Here is a 23,914-nt window from a genome sequence, read left to right as displayed (position 1 = left end):
TTCTCCGCCTATGACCGGCCGGCCGGCTCCGGCCACCACGGGGCGCCACCCCCATCGGGCCGGATCCGAGAAATTCCGTTGCCCGCCGCTGCCCACCGCTGAGAGTTTCACGCCATGCCCGAAGACAGCGTTTCCTCCGCGCCCGCGCGGCTGCCCGAGATCACCCGGACCGATGCCGCCGCGGCCCTCGTCACCTCCCACTACGTCGGCACACCGGAGCGCCAGCGCGCCCTCGCCGACACCACCATCGCCGAATGGCGGGGTTCCCCGCCACCGGACGGCTTCCTCTCGCTGACCTGCTTTCTCAGCGGGGATGGCGAGACCGTGCTGGCCTACGCACAGTGGACCAGCGTCGAGACGCACCGCCGCTTCGCCGCGGCCGCGCCGAGCCCGGCCGGAATCGACCTGCGCGACCCGGTGCGCTACCGGCTGTACCGCAGCGCCGCCGAGGGCGGCGGCGACCAGCCGCCGGGCTGCGTGATCACCGCGACCTTCGACGTCGACGGCCCCGAGCGGCAGCGCTACATCACCGACGCGCTGCTCGACGCGGCCGCCCGGATCGGCCCGCTGCCGGGAGCGCTCTCGTCGCATTTCCACCACAGCCTCGACGGCAGCCGGGTGCTCAACTACGCGGAGTGGAGCGACCTGGACGCGCACGACGCCGCCGCCGACAACGCCGACCTCGACGAGGTGTACCGGATCAGCTCCGAAACCCCTGGCGTGCGCCCGACCCGGGGGCGGATGTACCTCCCGCACGCGCACCTGATCCGCTGACCCCGCACATCCCCGCGTGACCCGGGACGCCTCCCACTCTCCCCTGCCCTCCAGCGCACGAGGGCAACCAATGTGCGCAAGCCCGACTATGCAGGCATCCTGAAGACATGTTCGACGTTGATACCCCAACCGACAGCTCCCCAGAGCGCCGCGACCACATCACCCGGACCCTTGAGGGCGCGTTCTCCCACCTCATGGCCGCCGACCCCAACGCCTTCCGCGGCAAGTTCCGCAAGATGGCCGCCGACCCCTTCGCGTTCTACCGCGGCAGCGCCTGCCTGTTCTACGCCGACACCATCGGCATGGACGACCCCTGGGTCGACGAGCGCACCTCCCGCGTGTGGATCCAGGGCGACCTGCACGCCGAGAACTTCGGCACCTACATGGACTCCGAGGGCCGGCTGGTCTTCGACGTCAACGACTTCGACGAGGCCTATCTGGGCCACTTCACCTGGGACGTCCTGCGTTTCGTGGCCAGTATCGCGCTGCTGGGCTGGAAGAAGGCGCTCTCCGACGACGACATCAGCGCCCTCGTGCCCCGCTATGTCAACGCCTACACCGACCAGGTGCTCGCCTTCGCCAAACACGACAACGACGACGAGTTCTCCCTGCGGCTGGGCAACACCGAGGGCACCGTGCACGACGTGCTGCAGAAGGCCCGCCTCAACAGCCGCTTCGAAATGCTGCGGTCCATGACCACCCTGCGCGGCTACGAGCCGTTCTTCCGGGACGGCCCAGGGGTGCGCCGCCTCACCCAGGAAGAGTACGACCGCGTGGCCGCCGCCTTCGCGAAGTACGTGGACACGATCCCCGCCGACCAGCGCTACGACCCCCTCGCCTACCGCATCAAGGACATCGTGGGCAAGAGCGGGTTCGGCATCGGATCGGCCGGGCTGCCCGCCTACAACGTCCTCATCGAGGGCCCCACGGAGGCATGGGAGAACGACATCGTGCTCTCCATGAAACAGGGCAACATCGCCACCCCCTCCCGGGTGGTCACCGACCGCTACATCATGGAGCACTTCCACCACCACGGGCACCGCACCGCCGTCTCGCAGCGCGCGCTGCAGGCCCACGCCGACCCGCTGCTGGGGCACACCGAGGTCAACGGCGAGGGGTTCGTGGTCAGCGAACTCTCGCCCTACGTGAACGACCTGGAATGGGAGGACCTTACCGACCCCGAGGACATCGCCCCGGTCCTGGACTACCTGGGCCGCGCCACGGCGAAGGCGCACTGCGTCTCCGACGAGCACGCCGACGCGACCCTGGTACACGGCGAGACCGAGCACGCCATCGCCGCCGCCGTGGCCGGGAAGGAGCAGGAGTTCGCCGACTGGTGCACCCGCTTCGCCCACCGCTACGCCGGCCAGGTACGCGCCGACCACGCCCTGTTCGTGGACGCCTTCCGCAACAACGAGATCTCCGGGGTGCGCTCCAGCAACTCGCGGTGAGCCGCTGGGCGCGAGCCCGCAACAGCCACCGATGACAGCCACCCACCGGCGGGGGTGGCGAGCCGACCATCAGCGGCGGCCCGTCACCCCGGTCGGCCACGGCGGCGGGACGCATCGAGGGTGACCGCGGGTCATTCTCGGCGACGAACGCGTCCCTACGGCCAGGCTCGATGTGAACTCGTACAACCGCCTTCTCCGATCTCAGTCAGTGACTCCTGTGGTCTCCTCTTCGCGTGTCTGGTGGATCTGGTCGGAGAGCTGGGATACCGCTTTGGGCAGGATCAGCGTCAGAGCCACCACCACCATGACCAGGATCTCGAAGGCCAGGGCCCGCAGGAACGCGGTGGTGAAGTCGGGGGGTCCCGCCCCCTCGATGCCGACGGGGCGCAGTGTCAGGGCCCCGAAGAAGACGGCGCTGATCAGCGCGACCCCGGTCGCGCCGGTTCTGGTGCCAGAAGAACAGTGCGAACAGCGGCACCACCGCCAGGAGCATCAGTATCCCGTTTGTGCTCCAGCCGTGCTCACCGCCCTTCGGTGGATGCGCATGCAGGAGCTGGCGCGCAGGTGTTTCGTCAGTAAGAGCGGGATCAGTCAGATCGTCAGCCAGCTCTCAGAGCAAGACCTGGTGGAACGCCAGGGCCTCCCCGACAACCTCCGGGTGGCCTGCGCCGCGCTGACCCCGAAGGGGGAAAAGGCCCTGGAGGAGTCCGCACCGATCTTCCTGGGAGCAGTGCGCAGGCACTTCTCCGGTCATCTGAACGAGGAAGAGATCACCCACCTCACGCGGATCACCAAGAAGCTGATCACCGCGCACGGCGAGCCTGTAGAGGGGCCCGGCTGAGCACGCTCCCCACCGGCGCCGCTGGGGTGCACTCGGGCCTCTCACAGGGGCAGCACCTAAGGTGGCCGGGCAGGGAGATGTCGCGCTCGGTCCCCACCAGCCGGAACCGGCTGCTGAGAGCAGGCCCGCTGCGGCACCGACCGCCGCGGGAGACCCGTTGTCCTGGCGGACTGGCGCCGGGCTCGCGGCGCTAACCGTCTTCGGGCGACAACGCGTAGAAGCCGGTCAGGTCGACCGCCCACGCGTCGGTAATCTCCACCCCTGGCTCCGGGGCGATGGGCTCCCCGGAGCCGGCGTCGGTGTGGAACGCGGCGAACATCTGTCCCGCGTCGAACGGGTGGAAGGCACCGCCGTGAACCGACCACCCGCAGACGTGTTTGACCGGAATGGCGGTGCCGTTGGCGAGCGTGTGCGAGATGTCGCCGGTGAATGAGCGCAGTACCACGGCGGCCTCGCTCCCACCGGCAACCACCGCGGCGAGGTGCTCGATCACCCCTGGATGCTCCACCGCGTAGCCGCCGTCGGATTGGTCGACGGCCGTGCTCATCGCGCGTGTGGTGAGCACGGTCAGGATGTGGCGCCGCACCAGGGCGGCGGACAGCAGGGCAGCGAGCAGGGTGTCGATACGTGAAGAGATCATGATGCCGATTATGCGCACGGTGACCGGGAGTGCGCGGACTGTCCACAGGCTGTCCGGAGGGGAACGGCGCGGGTGCCACCAGCACCGGAGGCCCCGGCCTGTTGCGCGTCCTCGGCGTTGGCGGGCATGCCACGTGTCCGCAGGGCACCAGCGCCAACGATCACCGGACGCTCCCTTTCGCTCGTGACGCGTTGCTGTCGAGACGGATCCGCACAGCGATACCGGCGCAGAGGATGACGGCGACACCACCGAGGAGGGTCGGCCAGGTCAGCTCCTCGCGGAGCAGGAGCGCCGCCCAGATGATGCTCAGCACGGGCTGGACCAGTTGCACCTGACTGACCTGCGCCATCGGGCCGATGCCCAGACCGCGGTACCAGGCGAAGAAGCCGAGGAACATGCTCACCACCGCGAGGTAGGCGAACGCCGCCCACACGAGCGGTGTCCCCGATTGCGGCTGCTGGAGCATCGAAACAACCATCAGAGCGACCATCAGCGGCGAGGCCAGCACCAGCGCCCAGGACACCGTCTGCCAGGAGCCGAGTTCGCGGGAGAGCATCCCGCCTTCCGCGTAGCCGACCGCGGCGGCGATGACCGCGCCGAACAACAGCAAGTCCGACCAGTGCAGTTGCCCGAACCCGCCACTATGCAGCGACGCGAACCCGACGGCGGAGAGGGCGCCGACCGCGGCCATGATCCAGAACGATAGCGGTGGACGCTCCTTTCCACGGGCCACGGCCATGGTGGCGGTCGCCGCTGGAATGAGCGCGATCACCACGGCGCCGTGACTGGCAGGAGCGGCCGTGAGCGCATACGAGGTCAGCAGCGGGAAGCCGACGACGATACCGCCGGCGACGGCGGCCAGCCGCACCCATTGGCGGCCCGACGGCAGGTGCTGCCTGGTCAGAGCGAGCGCGGCGGCGGCCAGCAGGGCGGCGATGACCGCGCGCGCCGAGCCGATGAACAGCGGGGAGAGCCCGCCGACAGCGACACGGGTGAAGGGCACGGTGAACGAGAACGCCGCCACGCCCAGCAGCCCCCACCAGAGGCCCGCCCGCGACGACGATAACGTTGCAGTCCTGTTTTGAGTAACGCTACTCTGTACTGACATGAACAATGATAGCAGTGCTCGGATTGTGTCCGGTCTGCGTACGTGGATCGCGCAGGCGCCCCCGGGCGCGAAGCTGCCCTCCAACCGGGCGCTGATGGCGGAGTACTCAGCCAGCCCGATCACGGTCCAGAAGGCGATGCGCGCGCTCAGTGCGCTCGGGCTCATCGAGAGCCGACCCGGGGCGGGGACATTCGTCCGCGCCGTGCGGACCGCTCGCCCGCTCGACTACGGCTGGCAGACCGGCGCGCTCCGCTCCCCCCAAGCTCCGATCCCAGCCCTGTCGACGCCGATGCGCAGCAGTTTGCCCGACGCCATCGGCCTGCACGCCGGCTACCCCGGCCGTGAGCTCCTCCCGGAGCGGCTGGTGCGCGCCGCGCTGGCGCGCGCCGCCCGCAGCGACGCGGCACTGACCCGGTCCGACGCCGCCGGACTGCCGGAGCTGCAAGCATGGTTCGCCAACGAGCTCGCCGAGGCCACCCCCGTCGGCGTCACCCCGCCGGCACCGCGGGACGTCGTGATCCTGCCCGGCAGCCAGAGCGGTCTGAGCTCCACCTTCCGAGCCCTGGTGGGCTCCGGGCACCCATTGCTCATGGAGTCGCCGAGCTACTGGGGAGCCATCCTCGCCGCAGCGCAAGCTGGCGTGCACGTCGTCCCCGTGCCCAGCGGACCGAGTGGCCCTGACCCCGAAGAACTCGCGTATGCGTTCGAGGAGACCGGAGCGCGCGCGTTCTACGCCCAGCCGAACTACGCCAATCCCACCGGTGCACAGTGGTCGCCCCAGCGCGGGGAGCAGATCCTGGACACCATCCGCGCGCACGCCGCCTTCCTCGTAGAAGACGACTGGGCCCATGACTTCGGGATCGACACTTCAGCCCAGCCCATCGCAGCGCACGATGACGCCGGTCACGTCGTCTACCTGCGCTCCCTGACCAAGAGCGTGTCACCGTCCGTTCGCGTCGCCGCCGTCATCGCCCGCGGCCCCGCGCGCGAACGCATCCTCGCCGATCGCGGAGCGGAGTCGATGTACGTCAGCGGCCTACTGCAAGCCGCGGCGCTCGACGTCGTCACGCAACCCGGATGGCGCACCCATCTGCGCAACCTGCGCCAACAGTTGCGCGCCCGGCGCGACCTGCTCGCCGGAAGCCTGGCCGAGCACGTCCCCCACGCGCACCTCGACCACGTACCCCGCGGCGGCCTGAACCTCTGGGCGCGGCTGCCCGACGCGACCGATCTCGACCGGCTCGCCCGCGATTGCGAAACCGAAGGCGTGATGATCGCACCCGGCACGGAATGGTTCCCCGCCGAGCCTTCCGGTGCCTTCATCCGGCTCAACTACTCCGGCCCAGAGCCCGACCGGTTCCCCGACGCCGCCCGCGTCATCGGGCGTGCGCTGGCGTACTCGCTCGGTCAACGAGCCGACACCTGAAGCACTCAGCCCGCGCCGACCGGTCGAGGGGAACCGCCGGTGGTAACCGGCTGCGGCTGGTGGCGGACCACCCACCTTGCGGGAGTGGACGCGAGTTCCCTGATACCCGGCCCGGCCGCCTTGACGCCGCCGGACGCCGGTGGGGGCAGGCAGCTAGAGGCGTGAAGGCTGGGCGAGTGTTCCGTGGCTGGGCCATGCGATGTCGTCAACCACCAGAAACGGCTCACCGGCCACGGTCGCCGGGGTTGCTCCGGTGAACGCCACGACATCCCGATGCAGGTGGGACTGGTCGGTGTAGCCGCCGTCGGCCGCGGATCGGGCCGCGTCGTGTCCCGCGGCCAGGCGGTGGGCGGCAGGCCGATCTGCGAGTGGAACCGGAGCCACAGGCGCTTACGGCTCCCTCCGACCTCGGCCGCCAGCTGGTCGACTCGGACAAGGCCGCGACCGGCGACGATCCGGTTCCAGACCCGGGCCACCTCCGCGTCCACCGGCGGCTGCGCCGCACGTCGGCGGGCGAGCAACGCGTCCGTCAACGCGAAGCGGTCCTCCCCTGAAGCAGCAGGCGCTCCCGGATCGGCTGGCAGCCCTCGACACCCCGCTACTGGTGATCTTCGGCGAAGAAGACCGGAGATGGCGATCCTCCTCCGCCGCCGAGTACCGCGCTGTCGCGGGCGCGCACGTCGAGTTGCTGCCCGGGATTGGACACTCGCCCATGCTCGGGGATCCGCCGCGGACCGCCGCGCCCCTCACCGCCTTCATCGCTTCCGTGCTCAGCGGTCAGTAGACCGCGCTCACCCCAACCACGCCCGTGTGACCCGCCGGCGCAAGAAGACACGGCCACACAGCCGTCAAAGCTACCGGCGGGGTACGTGCTTCCTGGCGCTTGGTACCGCCACGTGCACAGTCGCTATGGCCGGTGGTGCTTCGCCGTCGAGCTCATTCGCTTCGCCGAACTGACAGCCGCCGCATTGGCCAGCGTCCTAGTTCTCGTTCTCCGGCAGCCGCGTCAAATCAGACACCGGTCCGATATGGCCAAGCTTATCGGGATTTGCCACTGTGCGGATCGTCTGGACCCTCCCGTCGGCGACGTCGAGCTCGACCACGTTGACCACACGCCCTTCGGCGTCGTACATCACGGCGCCCGGTTGGCCATTGACCCAGGCCAGCCGGAGGGAAACGCCTATGCTCCGGCCCCGGCGCAGAGTGCCGGCGAGCAGCCGCGTGACGCGCTGCCGCCCGGCCAGCAGCCTCCCGAACGTCTGCGCCTTGCCGCCACCGTCCCCAAGGAGCAGCACGTCGGGCGCGAGCATGCCGAGAAGCGCGTCCATGTCGCCGCCCGCGGCGGCCTCGAAGAACCTGCGGGCGAACTCCTCGCCTGCCGCCCGCCGCGCCGGGGGCGGCGGACTGTCGCGCACCTGTCCTCCGTCGGCGATGCGCTGCCTGGCGCGGGCGAAGATCTTCCGGCAGTTCACCTCGGTCTTGCCGGTGATCCTGGCCACGTCCGGGTAGGCGTACCCGAACACCTCGCGCAGCATGAACACCGCCCGCTCCACCGGCGAAAGGGCCTCCAGCAGCACGAGGAACGCCATCGACAGCGAGTCGGCCAGCTCGGCGTGCTCGGCCGGCCCCGGGTCATCGGCGGACACGACGATCGGCTCGGGCAACCAGTCCCCCACGTAGGTCTCCCGCCGCACCCGCGCCGAACTCAGGTAGTTGATTCCCAACCGCGTCACCGCCGTCGTCAGGTACGCCTTCGGTTCGGCGATCGCGGTTCCCGCCTGGTGCGCCCGGGTCAGGCCGAGGAACGCGTCCTGCACGATGTCCTCGGCGTCGCCCACGGATCCGGTCATCCCGTAGGCGATGGAGAACAGCAGCGGCCGGTACCCGGCCGCGCCCGCCTCATCCCCTGCCCCGGGCACGGAACCCCTCCCGCCAGCCCGCGTACCGCGGCTCCCCCGCCTTTTCGTTCGCGGCCCCGCGCGTGTTGGCGATCTGGTCCACGGCCCGGCGCGCGAACCGGGCGGAAATGCGCCGCGGCGGCTCCGCGCCCGCCTCGCGCGACCGCGCGCCCCCGCCGGGCGCCCTGGTGGTGGCGGTGACCTTGGGACCCGCCGCGACCAGCCCAGGAATCAGGGGCCCTCCCAGCGGCCCGGTCGCTCCTGCGACGAAGACTCGCATGACCTTTCCTTCCACATAGGGCTTTCCCCTGAAGACAAGGCACCCCCCGGAGCTGTGACACTTTTCGGCCCGGAGTTTCCGGGACGACCGGGAAACCGGGCAGCTCGGGTGAGGTGAGACGCGCTCCTCAGCGACCCGGCAGGTTGATTGCGAGGTGCCGGCCGGATCAGCGGAGTTCAGGTTCTGAACCGCGAAGATCCCGGTTGGGGGAGACCCGGCCCCTGCCGGGTCTCCCCCAACCGGGAAGCGGCCCCCGTTACGGACAGCCCGAGTGGCACGAGTCGAAACAGATGGGCGAACTCCTGTCACGGTGTCCGCGAGGGCCTCGTTCAGGTGTTGACGTAGGCCGCGAGGTGCTCGCCGGTGAGGGTGGAACGGGAGGCCACGAGCTCAGCGGGGGCGCCCTCGAAGACGACCTTGCCGCCGTCGTGGCCGGCGCCGGGGCCGAGATCGATGATCCAGTCGGCGTGCGCCATGACCGCCTGGTGGTGCTCGATGACGATGACCGACTTGCCGGAGTCGACGAGCCGGTCGAGCAGCCCGAGCAGCTGCTCGACGTCGGCGAGGTGCAGGCCGGTGGTCGGCTCGTCGAGGATGTAGACGCCGCCCTTCTCCCCCATGTGCGTCGCGAGCTTGAGCCGCTGGCGCTCGCCGCCGGACAGTGTCGTGAGCGGCTGGCCGAGGGTGAGGTAGCCGAGCCCGACATCGGCGAGCCGGTCGAGGATCTTGTGCGCAGCGGGTGTGCGCGCCTCTCCGGCGCCGAAGAACTCCTCGGCCTCGGTCACCGACATCGCGAGCACCTCGCTGATGTCGCGGCCGCCGAGGCGGTGCTCCAGCACCGATGCCTCGAACCGTTTCCCCTCGCACTCCTCGCAGGTGGTAGCGATTCCGGCCATCATGCCCAAGTCGACGTATGTGACGCCGACGCCGTTGCAGGTGGGGCAGGCGCCCTCGGAGTTGGCGCTGAACAGCGCCGGCTTCACGCCGTTGGCCTTCGCGAAGGCCTTGCGGATCGGGTCGAGCAGTCCGGTGTAGGTCGCCGGGTTGCTCCGTCGCGAGCCCCGGATCGCGCTCTGGTCGACCGAGACCACACCCGCGTCAGTGGGGATCGACCCGTTCACCAGTGAGCTCTTGCCAGAGCCGGCGACACCGGTGATGACGGTAAGCACCCCGAGCGGGATGTCGACGTCGACGTCGCGCAGGTTGTTCGCTGCCGCGCCGTGGATCTCCAGCGTCCCGGTGGGCGTGCGCACAGTCTCCTTGAGGGCGGCCCGGTCGTCGAGGTGGCGGCCGGTGATGGTGTCGCCGGCCCGCAGCCCCTCGACGGTGCCCTCAAAACAGAGGGTGCCTCCCGCCGTACCGGCGCCGGGACCGAGGTCGACAACGTGGTCGGCGATCGCGATCGTCTCCGGCTCGTGCTCCACGACGAGCACCGTGTTCCCCTTGTCCCGCAGCCGAAGCAGCAGGTTGTTCATCCGCTGGATGTCATGGGGGTGCATACCGATGGTCGGCTCGTCGAAGACGTAGGTGACGTCGGTGAGCGAGGAGCCGAGATGGCGGATCATCTTGGTGCGCTGCGCCTCGCCCCCCGACAGCGTGCCCGCCGGCCGGTCGAGCGAGAGGTAGCCGAGCCCGATCTCCACGAACGAGTCGAGGGTCGCTCCCAGCGATGTCAGCAGGGGCGCCACCGACGGCTCGTCCAACCTGCGCACCCACTCGGCGAGGTCGCTGATCTGCATCGCGCAGGCGTCAGCGATGCTGATACCGCTGATCTTCGACGACCGGGCTCCCTCGCTGAGCCGGGTGCCGTCGCACTCGGGACACGCGGTGAAGGTGATCGCCCGATCCACGAACGCCCGGATGTGCGGCTGCATTCCCTCCCGGTCCTTGGACAGCATCGACTTCTGGATCTTCGGGATCAGCCCTTCGTAGGTGAGATTGACCCCCTCAACCTTCACCTTGGTCGGCTCGCGGTACAGGAAGTCCTGCATCTCCTGCTTGGTGAACTCGCGGATCGGCTTGTTCGGGTCGACGAAACCCGACTCGGCGTAGACCCGCACTGTCCAGAAGCTGTCCGACTTCCAACCGGGGATGGTGAACGCGCCTTCGGCGATCGACTTCGAGTCGTCGTAGAGCTGGGCGAGGTCGATATCGGAGACCGTCCCCCGGCCTTCGCAGCGCGGACACATGCCGCCGGTGATGTTGAAACTGCGCCGCTCCTTGACGGTCTTCCCGCCGCGCTCGAACGCGACCGCGCCCGCTCCACTGATGGAGGCGACGTTGAACGAGAAGGCCTGGGGCGATCCGATGTGCGGCTGCCCGAGCCGGCTGAAAAGGATGCGCAGCATCGCACCTGTGTCGGTGGCGGTGCCGACCGTGGAACGGGGATCGGCACCCATTCGCTCCTGGTCGACGATGATCGCGGTCGTCAGCCCTTCGAGTACGTCGACCTCGGGCCGCGCCAGCGTCGGCATGAAGCCCTGCAGGAAGGCGCTGTAGGTCTCGTTGATCATCCGCTGCGACTCCGCGGCGATCGTGCCGAACACCAGCGAGCTCTTGCCCGAGCCGGAGACTCCGGTGAATACGGTCAACCGGCGCTTCGGGATCTCGACGCTGATGTCCTTGAGGTTGTTCACGCGCGCGCCGTGCACGCGGATCAGATCGTGGCTGTCGGCGGCGTGCCGTTCCTGCGCGTCCGTGCTCATCATGTCTCCGCCTTCTTTTTGGCCATCGTGGTCCCGCCGGCGTGGTCTGGCTCGATCTAACCGCAATTTCGCGCCCTGCGCCTGGTTCGTAGCCCCGTCATTCTTGTACGCCGCCATCGGCAACGCCTCCGGGAGTGTGGGCAGAGGCTGTTGTGACGGCTGGATCGCGGCTGGACACCGCGATCAAGGATCCGCGGGCGAACATCTCCGGCTTGCTCCGGAAGCCAGGGCCGCCGTACGTGGGATTCCGCGGCCGGCGCCGGCCGGCAACGGCAGTGTGTTCCGCGCGGACGGCGGCCCGTCCAGTCCGCCGCTGGCAGTCTGCGCGGCTCGGCCCGCGGCTACGGACGGCTCAGCGCAGTTCCTGGATGCGGATCAGGTTGCCCGCGGGGTCGCGGACGGCGCAGTCGCGAACGCCCCAATGCTGATCGGTGGGCTCCTGGACGACCTCGGTGTCGCTGGCGGCCTGCAGCCGCTCGAAGGTGCTGTCGAGGTCGGTGGTGGCCAGGTTGATACCTGCGTAGGTGCCCTTGGCCATCATCTCTTCGATGGTGCGGCGCTCGTCGTCGGTGATGCCGCAGCCGTCGGTGGTGGGCGGCTCCAGGACGACGGACGTGCCGGGCTGGCCGGGAGGGCCGACAGTGATCCAGCGCATCCCGCCGTATCCGACGTCACCGCGGACCTCGAAGCCGAGGGTGTCGCGATAGAAGGCCAGGGACGCGTCCGGGTCACTGTGCGGAAGGAAGCTCGCGTGAATGGTGATGTCCATGGCAGTCACGCTAGGCGCGGCTCGGGGGCCGGTGCTTCTCGATTCCTGATCGGTCTGGTCACCTCTTTCGCCACACACGGCGGCATTCCCGCTGTGGCGCGCGTCGCCTCGCGCCGATAGACGCTGGGCGGCACACCGACCAGCTCGGTGAAGCGGGTGCTGAAGGTGCCCAGTGAGGAGCAGCCGACCGTGAAGCAGACCTCGGTGACGCTGAGATCGCCACGCCGCAGCAGCGCCATCGAGCGCTCGATGCGCCGCGTCATCAGATAGGCGTAGGGAGACTCGCCGTAGGCAAGCCGGAACTGGCGGCTGAGGTGTCCGGCCGACATGTTCACACCGCGGGCGAGCGCCTCGACGTCCAGCGGCTGCGCGTACTCCCGGTCGATCCGGTCGCGGACACGACGCAGCAGCGCGAGGTCGCGCAGGTGCTGCGCTGCGGCGGGTCTGCTGCTCACGTGTGCAATGGTGCCACGTCGCACCGACATTGCCCAGCGCCACTGTGGTCCGACCCACTCGTCCCGTTCTCATCCCAACCGGTTCTGAACTGCAGAGATACCGGTCTGAGTGAGGCTCCACCCCCGGACCGGTTCTTCATCGCGCTGAAGGACAAAGGCGTCCCCGTGCCCGAGACCCCCAAGAATCTCACCATCAAGACCGGCAGGAACGCGGGCAAGTCCCCGCGGTTGCCTCGCCGAAGCCGGACACCCGGCAGCCGACGACAGCGTCTCGGTCAGGCCCAAACCAGCCCGCATCCGGCGGTCCGGCGACCCACTGGCGCCCGAGTAAGCCGACCAGCGCTTGAGGACCAGGTACTCCGCCCTTCGGAACCGGAGGCCGATTAGCGGTCAGGGCCAAGTCCTCTGTCCCCGGACCACGCCCGACCCCGCTGACACCCGCCCCCTTCAGTCGTTCTCGTCGTCCTGGTGCCGGACCTCCACCCGGTCGGCCACCGGACGTTGTGCCACAGCAACTGGGCCATCGCGGCCGCGGCCTCGGGGCCGGCTCCCTTGCCGAATCCTTCGGTGTTGGTGAAACCGGGCGAAATCACCGGGACGCGGCGACGGTCGACCACATGCCGTTGGACTCAGGTGCGTGGTGGGTGACCACAAGTCCAGCGGCCTCGACCCGTTTGGCGAGCGTGCCGGGTGCGATGCGCAGCTTCGGGTAGCTGCTCTTGTGCAGCTGCCAGCCATCGGTGGTGCGGGTGTAGACGAGATCGTTGACGGTCACCGTCTCTGGACTGTCGTAGTCGAGAGCACACAGCATGATCCGCTCATCGTCGCTGCGTACCGGCAGGAATCGGTCGGTCCCGGCAAGCTGCTGGGTCAAGTCCCGGTAGGTCAGGACGAGAGTCCCACCGGTGGTCAACGCCGTAGCCGCGCGGGTCAGAAGCAGATCCACCGCGTCCAGGTCAGGCAGATGCAGGAGCGTGTCGCGCATGCACACGACGACGTCGACTGAACCGGGTGCGGCCACGTCGGGGAGCACGTCGAGAAGATCGCCCTTACGCGTCCGGACCGCGGAGCGCGAGCGGGCAAGGTGGGCGAGCTCGTCGAGGAGCTCCTGGCTGGTATCGACACCAACGACGGTACCGAAGCCCATGTCGGCCAAGGCCAGGGTCTGCGGCCCCGGGCCGCAGCCCAGATCCACCGCCACTCCGGACGCGGAAGGCGCGCTGACCCCCAACTTTTCGAGCGTCTGCTGGTCTTGAGCTGCGACCTGCTCGATGTCACCGCCCAGCATCCAGCTGTAGTGCGACGCCAGAAGATCACGATAGTGAGCGGCTACATCCATGGTTCCTCCAAGATCACCCAAGCCACTCCGACACCTTAATGGGACAGGTGATACGGAGAAGCCCACACTCCACGCCCTCGAAGGCCGTCTCGGAAGCGATCGCTTCTCAGACAGCGGTGCGCAGGTGCGGCAGCGCCCATTACCGCCCCCTACACTTCCGGAGCCTGGTCGGGGGTGTTGCGGGGCGCCACCAAGCGGCGCGACGCCGCGTGGGCCACTCCTCATTAGGCACCCTCGCCATGCACGGGCCGTGGGGCGGGCTCCTTGTCGAAGGGGATCCCCGACACGGACAGCTCCTGTCCTGTCTCATTTAAACCGGTCCTCCGAACTGCGGAGATACCAGTACCCCCTAGCATGTCTCACTCAAACCGGGCAGCACCTGCAGTTGTCTCGTTCAATCCGAGCGGTGATCCGCCTTGTCCCACTCAAACCGCGACGAGGAGCAATTCCATCTGTGGATGAACGGGAGTAAGCCCGGAAGGGGACCGTTCGAGCGCAAGCTCCGTGGCCATGCTGCCGCGCTACCTGGCGGCCGTCGGCAGCTGATCCGGCAAAGCGGGCGTCCAGCGGTCTCTCATCCGCCGGCGCGGCGTGGCAGTAGGGCCGCTGGGACGAGGGCGACGAGGGACAGGACGAGGGTGCAACCGAAGGCGACCCCGTACGCCTGGAGCGAGGAGTCGCCGGTGGCGAGTTGGCGGCCCACGACGGCGAGGAGGAAGGCCGTGCCGAAAGAGCCGCCGACACGCTGGATGACGCTCAGCAACGTGGTCGCCCCGGGGATGTCCTCTGCGGCCAGCCGGGAGTAGGCGGCGGCGGTGATCGGGATGGTGGCGAAGGCGAGGCCCGCGCCGCGCAGCACCAGGGCCGCGCTCAGCGCCAGGTCATTCGCTTCGGGCACGGCGACGTAGGGCAGGGTGGCGAGCGCGGCGACGGCGGTGCCGGTGAGGAGCACCGGGCGCGGGCCGAGCCGGTCCGTGAGCCAGCCGGCCAGCGGCAGCGCGGCCATGGTGGCGAGAGCCAAGGGCGCCAGCAGCAGTCCGGTCTCCACGCCGGTGGCCCCGCGTACCTGCTGGTAGAACAGCGGAAGCAGCGCCATCGGCCCGAAGATCGACGCCCCGGCTACCGCCATCAGCCCCGCGGCCAGGGCGAATGAAGGGTTGGCGAACAGGCTGAGGTCCATCAGGGCGCGGCCGCGCCTGCGCGTGTGCACGACGTAGCCGCCGAGCAGCGCGGCGCCGGCTGCGATCGGCGCCCATGCCAGCGGCGCCCCGGCCGAGGCGGTGATCTGAGTGCAGCCATACAGCAGCATCGCCAGCCCCGGGCAGAGGAGGAACAGTCCGCGCGCGTCGAGCGGCCGCGGGTCGGCGGGCACCTGCGCCGGGAGCCCGCGCCAGGACAGGGCGAGGGCGGCGACGCTGAGCGGGACGCTGATCCAGAACACCCAACGCCATCCGGGCCCGTCGACGAGGAGTCCGCCCAGCAGCGGTCCGGCCAGGGGGGCGAGCTGGCCCGGAACGGCGACCAGGGCCATCACCCGGCCCAGGCGGTGGGGCCCCGCGGCCGTCGCGAGAATCGTCTGCAGCAGGGGCAGAATCAGCCCGCCGCCCACTCCTTGGAGGACGCGGAAGACCACGAGGCTGGTTGCGGACCACGCCGCCCCGCACAGCAGTGAGGCGACCGCGAAGACCAGCAGGCTGAGCCTCCAGAGCGGTCCGGCGCCGAGGCGGCCGAGTGCCCACGGCATGGTCGGGACGACGACGGCGAGGGTGAGGAGGTAGGCGGTCGCCACCCACTGGATCTGTGCGGTGCCGGCCCCCAGCGCGACCCGGGCGTCTTCCAGGGCGACGCCCACGATGGTGGTGTTGAGCAGGGACGCCAGGCCGCCGACCATGAGGACCGCGGCCAGGCGGAGCAGGCTCGGATCCAGTCGGTCGGAGTTCGAGGATTCCGTTGGCATGCCAACAGTGTGTGCGATAGTCTGTTGGCATGCCAACAGATAATTACCCGCGGCTGCAGCAGGAGCCGCACTTGGGAGTCCAGGTCGCCGAAGCTCCCCTGGGCTCCCTACTGCTCCAGACGGTACGGGCCCACGCCGCCCTGGCCGCCTCGCTCCTTGCCGAACTCGAACTGGTGGCGCCACAAGAGGTGATCCTGCTCTACCTCCAGGATCACGGCCGCATTCCGCAGACCGAACTCGTGCGCTTCCTGGGCCGGGACCGCTCCACCGTGACCGCCACGCTGCAGACCATGGAGCGCGCTGCGCTGATCGCGCGGACACCTTCGGCAACCGACCGGCGCGCCATGGAAGTCGATCTCACCGAGGCGGGGCGCGCGCTGTGCCCCCGGATCCGCGCCGCATGGGCCGAACTGGAAGGGCTCACCTTCGGATCTTTGGACCAGCGGCAACGCGACGAGCTCACCTCGGCTCTCGGCGCCGTCCGCGACGCCGCACGTGTCTACGCCGCGGAGAAGGGAGACCGTCCGTGAATACCCCGCCCCTCCGCCTCCCCTACGCCTTTGCCCCGTAACCGCCGACGACCAGGACACCGCACAAGGAGCGATGCGACATGCCGACCGCCATCGGGTTTTCCCGCTTCGGAGCCCCGGAGGTCCTCCACCCCCTCCAGATCGAGACACCATGTCCCGGCCCCGGCCAGGCGCTCGTGCGTGTCCGCGCGGCCGGAGTGAACCCGGTCGACTGCAAGATCCGCCGCGGTGACTTCACCGGCGCCGAGCCCGAGCACTTCCCGCAGCGCCTCGGCAACGAGTTCGCCGGGACCGTTGTCGCGATGGGCCCCGACACCCCCGCCGAAAGCGCCATCGCCGTCGGCACCGACGTGCTGGGCTCGACCGCGGCGCAGGCCTACGCCGAGAGCCTCGTCGTCGACACCGAAGGACTCGCCGTCAAACCACCGTCGGTCCCCTGGGAGATGGCCGGCGGACTGCCGGCCGCCGGGCAGACCGCCCGCACCGCACTGTCCCGACTGGAGGTAGGCGCCGGCGACGTCGTCCTCGTGCACGCCGCCGCAGGCGGCGTCGGCACTCTGGCCGTGCAACTCGCGGGCGAACTGGGGGCACAGGTCATCGGGACCGCCAGTGAAGCCAACCACGACTACCTGCGCCGGCTCGGAGCGGCCCCGGTCCGCTACGGGCCGGGCCTGACCGAACGTGTGCGCGCCCTGGCGCCGGAAGGCGTCGACGCGGCCCTGGACCTGGTCGGCGGCGAAGCCGTCATCACCAGCCTCGCCCTCGTCCGGGACCGGTACCGCATCGGCACCACCGTCGACCAGGGCGCGGTCGCCGAACACGGCGTGCAGCGGGTGGGCGGCCGATCGCACGCCGCCCTGCAAGAAGTCGTCGACTTGGCCGCCGCCGATCGCCTGACCCTGCCCGTGCGAACGTTCCCACTGGGTGACGCGGCATCCGCGCACCGCGCCGTTGAGACCGGGCACGTTCGGGGCAAGGTCATCCTCACCGTCTACTGATCTTTTTATTAGCCGGGTGGGGTTTCGTGGTGGATTTCCAGCCCGGTGTGGGTGCGGAAGGACCAGGGAGCTGCTCGGCGTCACAGACTCGGTTGATGCCGGTCTCGGTGGCGTCGGCGATCTCGCTGAGGTGGTCGCCGGCGAAGTTGGCCAGCTCGCGGGTTTTGAGGCTGGCCCGCAGCATCTCCACCGGGTTGAGCTCGGGCGCGTAGGCGGGCAGGCGTTCCACGGCCAGCCAGCCCTGGGCCGCGACCCAGTCGCGCATGGCCCAGCTCCAGTGCGCGCCGAGTCCGTCCCAGATCAGCACCACGGGCTCACCGGCGTAGCAGGCCTTGACCTCTTCCAGCACTGTGGTCAGAGCGGCGGTGTCATAGCTTCCGGGCTTGAGGTGGAAGCACAGCCGCGCCCCGCGCTCGGCCTCGGTGCTGGGATAGCCCAGGGCTGCCGGCATGGAGGCCGTTTTCCAGTTCAGCCGGTGCGCCAAGGCGGGGGTACCCCCGCGGGGGGGCGTAGGTGCGCCGCACCTGCGGACGCAGCGACACCCCCGGTTCATCGAAAAACACGATCCATGCCCGGTTTTCTACGGCCCCCTTTTGATGCGCGGCCACTCGTGGGCCACCCACCGCGCGATCGCGGACTCATCGCGCTCACGCGCCCGCCGCTCGGCCACCCGCGGAAGCGTCAACCGCGGCCCGATCCGCTCCTGAACCTCGGCATCATGGTGTGTCTCAGGGGGCACAACGCGGTACTCGCACCCCCACCCCACGCCCACCGAACTTCCGAAAAACTCAGTAGTGCGGTACAGCCCATTGTGGCCGCATTCACCCCGGGGACCGAGCCGCGCGCGGGATCTCGACATCCCACCGAGAATTCTTCTGGACGGGCTTTAATGACCGCACGCCCTCTGTGGCGCCACAGAGGGTACAGGGAGCCGCTTCGCGTCCGAGGCGCGAAGCGCACGGTGGTGAGCCAGACCCAGCGGCGTCGGATCGCCGCTGCTCGATCGGCACCCGGCTCAGGCGCGCTGACGCTCGTCCCGCTGCCGGACCAGCTCCTCGACCGCGCTCGGCAGGGTCGCCTCGAAGTCGATCAGCTTCGCCCACGTCGGGGTCACGACGATACGGACCATGCCGTCGTAGAGCGAACGCACCTCCGTCTCCCACTCGACCCGCTGCTCGGGCGTCATCTCGTAGGTGCCGCTCGCCTCGAGATACTCGTCCGGGATGCCATCGACGAAGTCGAGCTCGGCCTGACCGCGGACGAGCAGGATATTCGGCGGGTGCACCTCGGTGTCGACCGTCAGGGCGACCGCCGGGTTCTCGCGCAGGGCCGGGAGCTTCGGTGCGTTCTTCGAAGTGCACATGACGATCTCCGAGCCGTTCCAGGTGAACCCGATCGGGATATTGCGGGGTGTGCCGTCCTTGGCGACATAGGCCAGGCGGGTCAGGTCGCGGGCCAACAGCTCTTGGCTGATCGGTCGGTTCAGGACCTCTGTGATCTCGTTGGGTTGCACGGTCATTCCTCCCGTTGCCGTTTTCTTCGTCCGCCCAGAGCCCCCATCGGGCTTGCGTGCCACACTGAGCTGCCGCAAGAGAATCCGCGTGCGGAACGTCGTTGCCGGACCGCTCTGGTTGGCCGCGGGTCGGCAACGACGGACCCGTTAGCTGAGCTGCTCGGCCAGTGCCACGATGATTCCCTCGGGGCCCCGGACGTAGCAGAGCCGGTAGCTGTCCTCGTAGCGCTCCAGCTCACCGACGAGTTCGGCGCCGTGGGTGCGCAGGCGGGCAAGGACGTCTTCGATGTCGTCGACGGCGAACATGATGCGACGTATGCCCAGCGTGTTCGCCGGTGAGTTCTTCGGCTCAGCGCTGACCGCCGTCGGCGTGTGGAACTGCATCAGCTCAAGCCTGCTGTGGCCGTCCGGGGTCCGCATCATTGCGACATCGACTCGGACGTCGTCAAGCCCGGAGATACGGGCCGCCCAACGTCCCTCGACCGTGGTCTTGCCCTCCAGCTCCATACCGAGTTCGACGAAGAACGCAACAGCAGCCTCAAGGTCGGCGACAACGATGCCGACGTTCTCCATCCGCTGGATCGCCATGGTGGTTCACTCTCTTCATCGCGCGGCCCGTCGTGGCCGCTGGCGTCACCTGGGACGGAGCCAGTACCGCATTCTCGACACCCGGAGCGTGCAAAGTTCGAAGACCTGCTTCTGGCCGCCACCGCCCTGGGCCGCCCGCACCGCGGTGGCCTCCAGCTCCACCCCCTTCCGCGCCTCGGGTCGCCTCCCAGCCGACCTACCAGGCGATGCTGGAGATCGGCCGCGCTCAGCGCACCATCTTCGTCACCCGCTACCTGCGCCTGAGGGAACTCCCGCGCGAGGAGGGGGGTGGAAATGGGGCCGCGCGCCGGCTGACCATACTGAGGATTCCGCCTGTGCAGGTCACCACCGCGACTTCCACCAGCTCCCTGGTGACCCGAAGCTGATGGGGTGCGGGCTGGGAGTACCGGCGCTTCTACGTCGCTGTCAGGGCGGTGGCCAACTCATCCAGGCCGTTCGACCGCCAATCGAAGGTGTCGCGTCTCTCCGGAGGATCGCCGCCTGGCCGCTGAACGTAGGCGGCCCGCATTCCCACCGCCAGAGCTCCGCGAAGGTCCCAGGCGTGGGCGGCGACCATCAACACGTGCTCTGGTGGACATCCTGCCGCGTCGAGCGCGAGCCGGTATGCCTCCGGTGCCGGCTTGTGTACCTGGGCGTCTTCGGTGGACAGGGCTTGGTGCCAGCGAAGTCCGGCGTGCGCGTTGAGACGGAGTAGGGTCGCGCGACTGGCGTGGGAGAGCCCCAGGACAGGGAAGCTCCGCCCGAGGCGCGTGAGTCCGGCCAGGGAGTCGTCCCAAGGGCTCAGGCGCTGACTCGCGGTCGCCAGTCGCTCGGTGGCCGCCGGGTCGATGAGTCCGGCACAGTCGGCTACGCGTTGAGCCGCCTCGCGGTCGATGATCTCGCTGTTGGCGTATGCCCGGCTTCCGTCCGCGATGCGTTTCTGCTCGTGCTCGACATGCTCTTGCCACACGGTGAGCAGCTGGTCGATAGACGCGTCGTCGGACGTGGGTAGCGCGTCGCGAATGGCCGTTCGAAGTCCGCCCGGCTCATCAACCATCGTTCCGAGGATGTCGAAGACGACAACCTCGATTTCGCATGCCTCGGCCATCCGGTCCTCTGTTCATGGTGGTCGTGTGCGACCGATCCGGCGCACTCGCCCTGACCGCGTCACTAGTTCAACAGGTGACGATTGTTGCTCGATCCCACATCACTAGTCAAGATGGTGACGTGAGATTCGCATTCGTCAGCGGAAACCCGGCTCTGGACCTGGTCGGCACCGTGGAGTCCCGTGGAGACGAGCCCGCCGACCTCCTAGCCACTCCCGCCGATCTCGAGCAGTGGGTCCTCGAATGTGACGAGCTCCCCGACCAGGCAACCGCCGATATCGCGACCTTCACCTCCGCGCTGCGCCTCCGCGAAGCGATCTACCAGCTGGCGCTCGATCGAATGCGGGCTCGTCGCTTCGCGCCAGCCAGCCTGGCGATCGTCAACAACGCCGCTGCCAGGCCGCTACCCACGGTCGAACTCAGCGACGCGGGCGTGCGTTTGTCGGGAGATCTCCGCTGCGCGCTGGCCCACGTCGCACGCAGCGCAATCACTGTGCTTGCCGACCACGACGCGTGCGTGAAGGAGTGCGGTCGTCCGAGTTGCACTCGCCTGTATCTCGACCGCTCCCGTGGTGCGCGTCGCACGTGGTGCGGCATGGAGGGGTGCGGCAACCGCGTCAAAGCCGCGGCCTATCGAGCCCGGAGGCGAGCCGCCGGACAGGGACGCGGCCCCAAGACAAACCAGGCATCGACGACCTGGGAAGCGAGCTCCCCGGAGTAGGCACGGCTCCCTTCACCCCGCAGCGGTACGGCCCCGGACTCGCTCACACAAGGGATTTCCTCCCAAGACCACCGTCCGCGCGGCGGCGAACCTCGCCAGGCCAGCAGTTCAGGTGGGAGTTGGGGTGCTCGGCGCGAAAGACACGCGCCCCGACCGGCCTCGTCCCGTTTCGTTTGCGGGGCCGGCCGGGGCGGGATGTGCGCCCCGTCGCTTCGATTGCCCTGCCACGCACCCTGGCTTCCGATAAGGTTCACTTATCGGAAGCCAGGTTTCCCCCTCATTTTGATGCTGGATACGTTGCTCGAAACGTATTTCGTTTGGTTAGTTACGTAACTAACGCTACGTTTCTCTCTGCTTCTTCGTCGTGCTCCCGCAGACGCCACTGGATGGCCCTAAGCTCCCGAAGCTGGCCTGAGCCGCAAAGTAGCCGTGGGGTTGCCGTAGTACTCGCCGGAAAACGGGAGGATACGGAGTGCCTGGCTGATGATGATCGGCAGAGTGTCACTCTGCCTGAGAAGGTCGGCTGCGCTGGAGTGTGCGGTACACCGTCGGTCGGGACACGGAGAACAGGTCGGTGAGGTCGGCGATCGTGTAGTCGCCAGTGGCGTGCATCCGGCGGAGCTCGGCCTGCTGCTCCGGTGAGAGCTTGGGCTGTTTGCCGCGCAGCTTGCCTTGCGCCTTGGCCACGGCCATGCCCTCGCGGGTGCGCATCCGCAGCAGGTCGACCTCGAACTTGGCGAAGATGGCCAGGATGTTGAAGAACATCTTGCCCATCAGGTCTTGGGGGTCATAGACCTGCCCGCCCCGGGAGAGCTTGATGCTGCGGCCGGCGAGATCGTCACCGATGGCGCGCGTCGGGCACCGAGCGGGCGAGCCGGTCCAACTTCGGCACGACGAGGGTGTCGCCCTCGCGGACGGCCGCGAGCGCCTGGTCCAGACCGGGTCGTGTTCGCCGGGTACCGGTCAGGCCGCGGTCGAGGTAGGCCCGATCGTCGCTCACGCCGAGTCCGGCCAGGCGGTCGCGCTGGGCGGTGAGGTCCTGCTCGTCGGTGGAGCAGCGGGCGTAGCCGATCAGGGTGCCGGACATGATCGGCAGTGTAACGGTTGACCACCCCTCAGTGAGATTTTCTCCGCACCAGGTATGTGAAACGGCCCTGGACAGCGAAGTGCCAGCTCGTGGCCTCATCCTGCGTCCGTGGCGGCCGGGCAGGGCTGTCTCAGTGGGGGCCTCCTACGAAGTGGGAGCTCGGGCCTTTTTCTCATTCCTGCGCTGGGCTCGCGATGGTTTCCGCGATGTGCTGTAGGACGATGTGCGGCTGTTCAAGTGGGAGCTGGTGGCTGGCGTGGTCTGCGACCACAACACGGCCGTCGGAGGCGAGATCGGCCAGCCGACGATGGTTGGCGTCGAGGTGCTGGCGATGTTTGGCTGGCATGCGCTCTGGTCGTATCCCGGCGGTAAGCACGGTAGTGGGTACGTCTGGGAAGTGGACGCCGGGTCGGGTCATGTCCTGGTGCACTTCACGTAGGTGTGCGTCCATGCGCGCCAGCATTTGGGCGAGTTCTCTGATCGCGTGGGGTGTGTTGTAGAAGCTCGCGGCGAGTTCCAGCATCTCCTCGGTGGGCTGCGCACCGGCTGTATTGATGACGCTGCGGTGGACCAACTGTTTCCCCAGTGCGGTGCCGAAGAGGCCTACTGCCGAGGCTGCGGCCATAACTCGAAGTTGTGCCACGCCCAGGAATTGCAGCGGCAGACGGAGAGCGGCGGGAATCGGAGCAGGCACAGTTGGGGTGGGATCGATGAAGACAAGGCCAGCCACGTCGCCGGGATACCGGAGGGCGTGCACCGCCGTCACCAGCGCGCCGTAGGACCAGCCGACGAACACCGCCGGTAGCGCGACCCCCGTCGCGTGCACGAGCTCATGCAGGTCGTCGGCCATCGCGGTGATGGTGCGCGCCTGGCGGCCCTCGGAACGGCCGACGCCGGCACGATCGTAGGTCACGACCGTAGCCATTTCGGGCAGTTCGTTCTCGAGTTCTCGCCCCCAGCCGCCATCGATCCCCTGGCCGGTGCCGCCACCGTCCAGTACGACGGTGGGCCCTCGGCCGCGCACCTGGATGCACAACTGTCGCCCGTTGACCTCGATCATTCGGGGAGCTTCCTCGGGTTGATCCGCACTAGGGGTGTTCATCGATCGGTTCCTTTCCGCACGCGGGTATCGGGTCGGTTTAGCGTGTCCCGGGCAACAGCCGGTTGCCGCCGTAGTTCTTGTGCACGGCCTGCTTGGATACGCCGAGGGCATTGGCGATATCAGTCCGCAGCACGCCCTGCGTACGAGCCCGCCGCACAGCCACTACTTCCATCCGATCGAGTTGCCGACGCAGCTCTGCCGCCGCGCGCAGCGCGGTCAGCGGGTCGCGGTCATCGGCTTCGGCGGCAAGCGCAGTCAAAGCCTCGCTCATATGGTCAACTTACATTGACACGCGGACAAAAGTCAACCTCAATTGACAACTCGAGCAGTAGCGCAAACCCGCGCCTGCTAGCGATTGCAGTACTGCTACCCCTGGCGCGTGCTCGTTTGGGGATCCCTCAGCGAGAGGGGGCCGGGAGGTCAAGACGCGTGGTCATGTCCAGGCGGAAGCGTCCGTAGGGGGTGATGTTGGACCAGAACAGCGGGCTCAGCGCCCGGCGCACGTGGCGCAGCTCGCGCTCGGTTTCCTCGTGCTCGCCGGTGGCCACGAGCTTGCGGATGCCGATGTTGGTGCCCAGCGTGAACAGCACCAGCAACAGCCGGCGCCGCAGCGTGTCGCGATCGAG

26 protein-coding genes are annotated in these 23,914 nt (G+C 68.7%); 7 read left to right on the top strand and 19 right to left on the bottom strand.

Features of this window, described 5'->3' with window-relative positions:
- Positions 1–114 precede the first annotated feature (114 nt).
- From F4561_RS12460 to F4561_RS12450, 3 genes are all read left to right on the top strand, one after another.
- Complete coding sequence (locus tag F4561_RS12460; protein WP_184578360.1) at positions 115–774, top strand: antibiotic biosynthesis monooxygenase; 660 nt, start codon at positions 115–117, stop codon at positions 772–774.
- Positions 775–881: 107 nt separating this feature from the next.
- The gene (locus tag F4561_RS12455) at positions 882–2,225 is read left to right on the top strand and encodes a DUF2252 domain-containing protein (RefSeq protein ID WP_184578357.1); all 1,344 of its coding nucleotides are present in this window, start codon (positions 882–884) and stop codon (positions 2,223–2,225) included.
- Between the two features lie 517 nt (positions 2,226–2,742).
- Entirely contained in the window at positions 2,743–3,066 is a 324-nt protein-coding gene (locus tag F4561_RS12450; protein ID WP_221445472.1) for a MarR family winged helix-turn-helix transcriptional regulator, read from the top strand.
- Between the two features lie 190 nt (positions 3,067–3,256).
- On the opposite strand, the gene F4561_RS12445 is transcribed toward F4561_RS12450, so the two are convergent.
- Both F4561_RS12445 and F4561_RS12440 read right to left on the bottom strand, forming a co-directional pair.
- Positions 3,257–3,706 (bottom strand): hypothetical protein, encoded by a 450-nt coding sequence (locus tag F4561_RS12445; RefSeq protein ID WP_184578354.1) that lies wholly within the window; start codon positions 3,704–3,706, stop codon positions 3,257–3,259.
- Positions 3,707–3,866: 160 nt separating this feature from the next.
- Complete coding sequence (locus F4561_RS12440; protein ID WP_184578351.1) at positions 3,867–4,814, bottom strand: DMT family transporter; 948 nt, start codon at positions 4,812–4,814, stop codon at positions 3,867–3,869.
- Here F4561_RS12440 and F4561_RS12435 point away from each other — a divergent pair.
- The gene (locus F4561_RS12435; RefSeq protein WP_184578348.1) at positions 4,813–6,240 is read left to right on the top strand and encodes an aminotransferase-like domain-containing protein; all 1,428 of its coding nucleotides are present in this window, start codon (positions 4,813–4,815) and stop codon (positions 6,238–6,240) included. The genes F4561_RS12440 and F4561_RS12435 overlap by 2 nt on opposite strands.
- Before the next feature lie 153 nt (positions 6,241–6,393).
- On the opposite strand, the gene F4561_RS32535 is transcribed toward F4561_RS12435, so the two are convergent.
- The 8 genes from F4561_RS32535 to F4561_RS12395 all read right to left on the bottom strand — a co-directional run bounded on the left by F4561_RS32535 (position 6,394) and on the right by F4561_RS12395 (position 15,643).
- The gene (locus tag F4561_RS32535) at positions 6,394–6,624 is read right to left on the bottom strand and encodes a helix-turn-helix domain-containing protein (protein ID WP_246437191.1); all 231 of its coding nucleotides are present in this window, start codon (positions 6,622–6,624) and stop codon (positions 6,394–6,396) included.
- Between the two features lie 596 nt (positions 6,625–7,220).
- Positions 7,221–8,159 (bottom strand): RNA polymerase sigma factor SigJ, encoded by a 939-nt coding sequence (sigJ, locus tag F4561_RS12425; RefSeq protein ID WP_184578345.1) that lies wholly within the window; start codon positions 8,157–8,159, stop codon positions 7,221–7,223.
- A complete protein-coding gene (locus tag F4561_RS12420; protein ID WP_184578342.1) occupies positions 8,140–8,418 on the bottom strand; it encodes a hypothetical protein in 279 nt (92 codons plus the stop codon). The genes sigJ and F4561_RS12420 overlap by 20 nt, the downstream gene beginning before the upstream one ends.
- A gap of 329 nt (positions 8,419–8,747) precedes the next feature.
- On the bottom strand, positions 8,748–11,126 hold the full coding sequence (locus F4561_RS12415; RefSeq protein WP_221445471.1) for an ATP-binding cassette domain-containing protein: 2,379 nt from the start codon (positions 11,124–11,126) through the stop codon (positions 8,748–8,750).
- Between the two features lie 349 nt (positions 11,127–11,475).
- Positions 11,476–11,892, bottom strand: coding sequence for a VOC family protein (locus tag F4561_RS12410; RefSeq protein WP_184578339.1), 417 nt, complete (start codon positions 11,890–11,892; stop codon positions 11,476–11,478).
- Positions 11,893–11,897: 5 nt separating this feature from the next.
- Positions 11,898–12,347 carry a helix-turn-helix transcriptional regulator gene (locus F4561_RS12405; protein ID WP_184578336.1) on the bottom strand — a complete coding sequence of 150 codons (450 nt, stop codon included), beginning with the start codon at positions 12,345–12,347 and terminating at the stop codon, positions 11,898–11,900.
- Between the two features lie 589 nt (positions 12,348–12,936).
- Positions 12,937–13,686, bottom strand: coding sequence for a class I SAM-dependent methyltransferase (locus F4561_RS12400; protein WP_184578333.1), 750 nt, complete (start codon positions 13,684–13,686; stop codon positions 12,937–12,939).
- A 574-nt stretch (positions 13,687–14,260) separates the two neighbouring features.
- Positions 14,261–15,643: a DHA2 family efflux MFS transporter permease subunit gene (locus F4561_RS12395; RefSeq protein WP_221445469.1), complete on the bottom strand. Its 1,383-nt coding sequence runs from the start codon at positions 15,641–15,643 to the stop codon at positions 14,261–14,263.
- Between the two features lie 29 nt (positions 15,644–15,672).
- On the opposite strand from F4561_RS12395, the gene F4561_RS12390 reads away from it, so the two are divergent.
- Both F4561_RS12390 and F4561_RS12385 read left to right on the top strand, forming a co-directional pair.
- Positions 15,673–16,173: a MarR family winged helix-turn-helix transcriptional regulator gene (locus tag F4561_RS12390; RefSeq protein WP_184578330.1), complete on the top strand. Its 501-nt coding sequence runs from the start codon at positions 15,673–15,675 to the stop codon at positions 16,171–16,173.
- 80 nt (positions 16,174–16,253) lie between these two features.
- A complete protein-coding gene (locus F4561_RS12385) occupies positions 16,254–17,171 on the top strand; it encodes an NADP-dependent oxidoreductase (RefSeq protein WP_184578327.1) in 918 nt (305 codons plus the stop codon).
- Here the strand turns inward: F4561_RS12385 and F4561_RS12380 are convergent.
- The 4 genes from F4561_RS12380 to F4561_RS12365 form a co-directional block, all read right to left on the bottom strand.
- Entirely contained in the window at positions 17,158–17,622 is a 465-nt protein-coding gene (locus tag F4561_RS12380; protein ID WP_246437190.1) for a transposase, read from the bottom strand. The genes F4561_RS12385 and F4561_RS12380 overlap by 14 nt on opposite strands.
- A 564-nt stretch (positions 17,623–18,186) precedes the next feature.
- Positions 18,187–18,690, bottom strand: a complete 504-nt coding sequence (locus F4561_RS12375) for a pyridoxamine 5'-phosphate oxidase family protein (RefSeq protein ID WP_221445468.1) — start codon at positions 18,688–18,690, stop codon at positions 18,187–18,189.
- Between the two features lie 141 nt (positions 18,691–18,831).
- The gene (locus F4561_RS12370; protein WP_221445955.1) at positions 18,832–19,257 is read right to left on the bottom strand and encodes a VOC family protein; all 426 of its coding nucleotides are present in this window, start codon (positions 19,255–19,257) and stop codon (positions 18,832–18,834) included.
- Positions 19,258–19,687: 430 nt separating this feature from the next.
- Positions 19,688–20,380 carry a haloacid dehalogenase type II gene (locus tag F4561_RS12365; RefSeq protein ID WP_184578321.1) on the bottom strand — a complete coding sequence of 231 codons (693 nt, stop codon included), beginning with the start codon at positions 20,378–20,380 and terminating at the stop codon, positions 19,688–19,690.
- 119 nt (positions 20,381–20,499) lie between these two features.
- Between F4561_RS12365 and F4561_RS12360 the strand changes: the two genes are divergently transcribed.
- Positions 20,500–21,099: a CGNR zinc finger domain-containing protein gene (locus F4561_RS12360; RefSeq protein WP_184578318.1), complete on the top strand. Its 600-nt coding sequence runs from the start codon at positions 20,500–20,502 to the stop codon at positions 21,097–21,099.
- Between the two features lie 501 nt (positions 21,100–21,600).
- Here the strand turns inward: F4561_RS12360 and F4561_RS33285 are convergent.
- The 5 genes from F4561_RS33285 to F4561_RS12340 all read right to left on the bottom strand — a co-directional run bounded on the left by F4561_RS33285 (position 21,601) and on the right by F4561_RS12340 (position 23,884).
- Positions 21,601–21,873 (bottom strand): helix-turn-helix domain-containing protein, encoded by a 273-nt coding sequence (locus tag F4561_RS33285; protein ID WP_281384090.1) that lies wholly within the window; start codon positions 21,871–21,873, stop codon positions 21,601–21,603.
- Between the two features lie 64 nt (positions 21,874–21,937).
- The gene (locus tag F4561_RS32525; protein WP_281384089.1) at positions 21,938–22,186 is read right to left on the bottom strand and encodes a recombinase family protein; all 249 of its coding nucleotides are present in this window, start codon (positions 22,184–22,186) and stop codon (positions 21,938–21,940) included.
- 172 nt (positions 22,187–22,358) lie between these two features.
- Positions 22,359–23,246 carry an alpha/beta fold hydrolase gene (locus tag F4561_RS12350; RefSeq protein WP_184578315.1) on the bottom strand — a complete coding sequence of 296 codons (888 nt, stop codon included), beginning with the start codon at positions 23,244–23,246 and terminating at the stop codon, positions 22,359–22,361.
- A 79-nt stretch (positions 23,247–23,325) separates the two neighbouring features.
- Positions 23,326–23,559, bottom strand: coding sequence for a hypothetical protein (locus tag F4561_RS12345; RefSeq protein ID WP_184578312.1), 234 nt, complete (start codon positions 23,557–23,559; stop codon positions 23,326–23,328).
- Positions 23,560–23,686: 127 nt separating this feature from the next.
- Positions 23,687–23,884, bottom strand: a complete 198-nt coding sequence (locus tag F4561_RS12340; RefSeq protein ID WP_184578310.1) for a hypothetical protein — start codon at positions 23,882–23,884, stop codon at positions 23,687–23,689.
- Between the last annotated feature and the right edge of the window lie 30 nt (positions 23,885–23,914).

The organism is Lipingzhangella halophila (assembly GCF_014203805.1).
GTDB classification, from domain to species: Bacteria; Actinomycetota; Actinomycetes; order Streptosporangiales; family Streptosporangiaceae; genus Lipingzhangella; species Lipingzhangella halophila.
The sequence above is the reverse complement of the archived record's forward strand: the minus strand, read 5'-3'. Positions and strand labels throughout refer to the sequence as shown.

Excerpts from the sequence above, each read along its gene's own strand:
- F4561_RS12460 (WP_184578360.1), top strand. The coding sequence starts at position 115 with ATGCCCGAAGACAGCGTTTCCTCCGCGCCCGCGCGGCTGCCCGAGATC.
- F4561_RS12455 (WP_184578357.1), top strand. The coding sequence starts at position 882 with ATGTTCGACGTTGATACCCCAACCGACAGCTCCCCAGAGCGCCGCGAC.
- F4561_RS12445 (WP_184578354.1), bottom strand. The coding sequence starts at position 3,706 with ATGATCTCTTCACGTATCGACACCCTGCTCGCTGCCCTGCTGTCCGCC.
- F4561_RS12435 (WP_184578348.1), top strand. The coding sequence starts at position 4,813 with ATGAACAATGATAGCAGTGCTCGGATTGTGTCCGGTCTGCGTACGTGG.
- F4561_RS12440 (WP_184578351.1), bottom strand. The coding sequence starts at position 4,814 with ATGTCAGTACAGAGTAGCGTTACTCAAAACAGGACTGCAACGTTATCG.
- F4561_RS12420 (WP_184578342.1), bottom strand. The coding sequence starts at position 8,418 with ATGCGAGTCTTCGTCGCAGGAGCGACCGGGCCGCTGGGAGGGCCCCTG.
- F4561_RS12415 (WP_221445471.1), bottom strand. The coding sequence starts at position 11,126 with ATGATGAGCACGGACGCGCAGGAACGGCACGCCGCCGACAGCCACGAT.
- F4561_RS12410 (WP_184578339.1), bottom strand. The coding sequence starts at position 11,892 with ATGGACATCACCATTCACGCGAGCTTCCTTCCGCACAGTGACCCGGAC.
- F4561_RS12400 (WP_184578333.1), bottom strand. The coding sequence starts at position 13,686 with ATGGATGTAGCCGCTCACTATCGTGATCTTCTGGCGTCGCACTACAGC.
- F4561_RS12395 (WP_221445469.1), bottom strand. The coding sequence starts at position 15,643 with ATGCCAACGGAATCCTCGAACTCCGACCGACTGGATCCGAGCCTGCTC.
- F4561_RS12390 (WP_184578330.1), top strand. The coding sequence starts at position 15,673 with ATGCCAACAGATAATTACCCGCGGCTGCAGCAGGAGCCGCACTTGGGA.
- F4561_RS12385 (WP_184578327.1), top strand. The coding sequence starts at position 16,254 with ATGCCGACCGCCATCGGGTTTTCCCGCTTCGGAGCCCCGGAGGTCCTC.
- F4561_RS12380 (WP_246437190.1), bottom strand. The coding sequence starts at position 17,622 with ATGCCGGCAGCCCTGGGCTATCCCAGCACCGAGGCCGAGCGCGGGGCG.
- F4561_RS12375 (WP_221445468.1), bottom strand. The coding sequence starts at position 18,690 with ATGACCGTGCAACCCAACGAGATCACAGAGGTCCTGAACCGACCGATC.
- F4561_RS12370 (WP_221445955.1), bottom strand. The coding sequence starts at position 19,257 with ATGGAGAACGTCGGCATCGTTGTCGCCGACCTTGAGGCTGCTGTTGCG.
- F4561_RS12365 (WP_184578321.1), bottom strand. The coding sequence starts at position 20,380 with ATGGCCGAGGCATGCGAAATCGAGGTTGTCGTCTTCGACATCCTCGGA.
- F4561_RS33285 (WP_281384090.1), bottom strand. The coding sequence starts at position 21,873 with ATGGGCAAGATGTTCTTCAACATCCTGGCCATCTTCGCCAAGTTCGAG.
- F4561_RS32525 (WP_281384089.1), bottom strand. The coding sequence starts at position 22,186 with ATGTCCGGCACCCTGATCGGCTACGCCCGCTGCTCCACCGACGAGCAG.
- F4561_RS12350 (WP_184578315.1), bottom strand. The coding sequence starts at position 23,246 with ATGATCGAGGTCAACGGGCGACAGTTGTGCATCCAGGTGCGCGGCCGA.
- F4561_RS12345 (WP_184578312.1), bottom strand. The coding sequence starts at position 23,559 with ATGAGCGAGGCTTTGACTGCGCTTGCCGCCGAAGCCGATGACCGCGAC.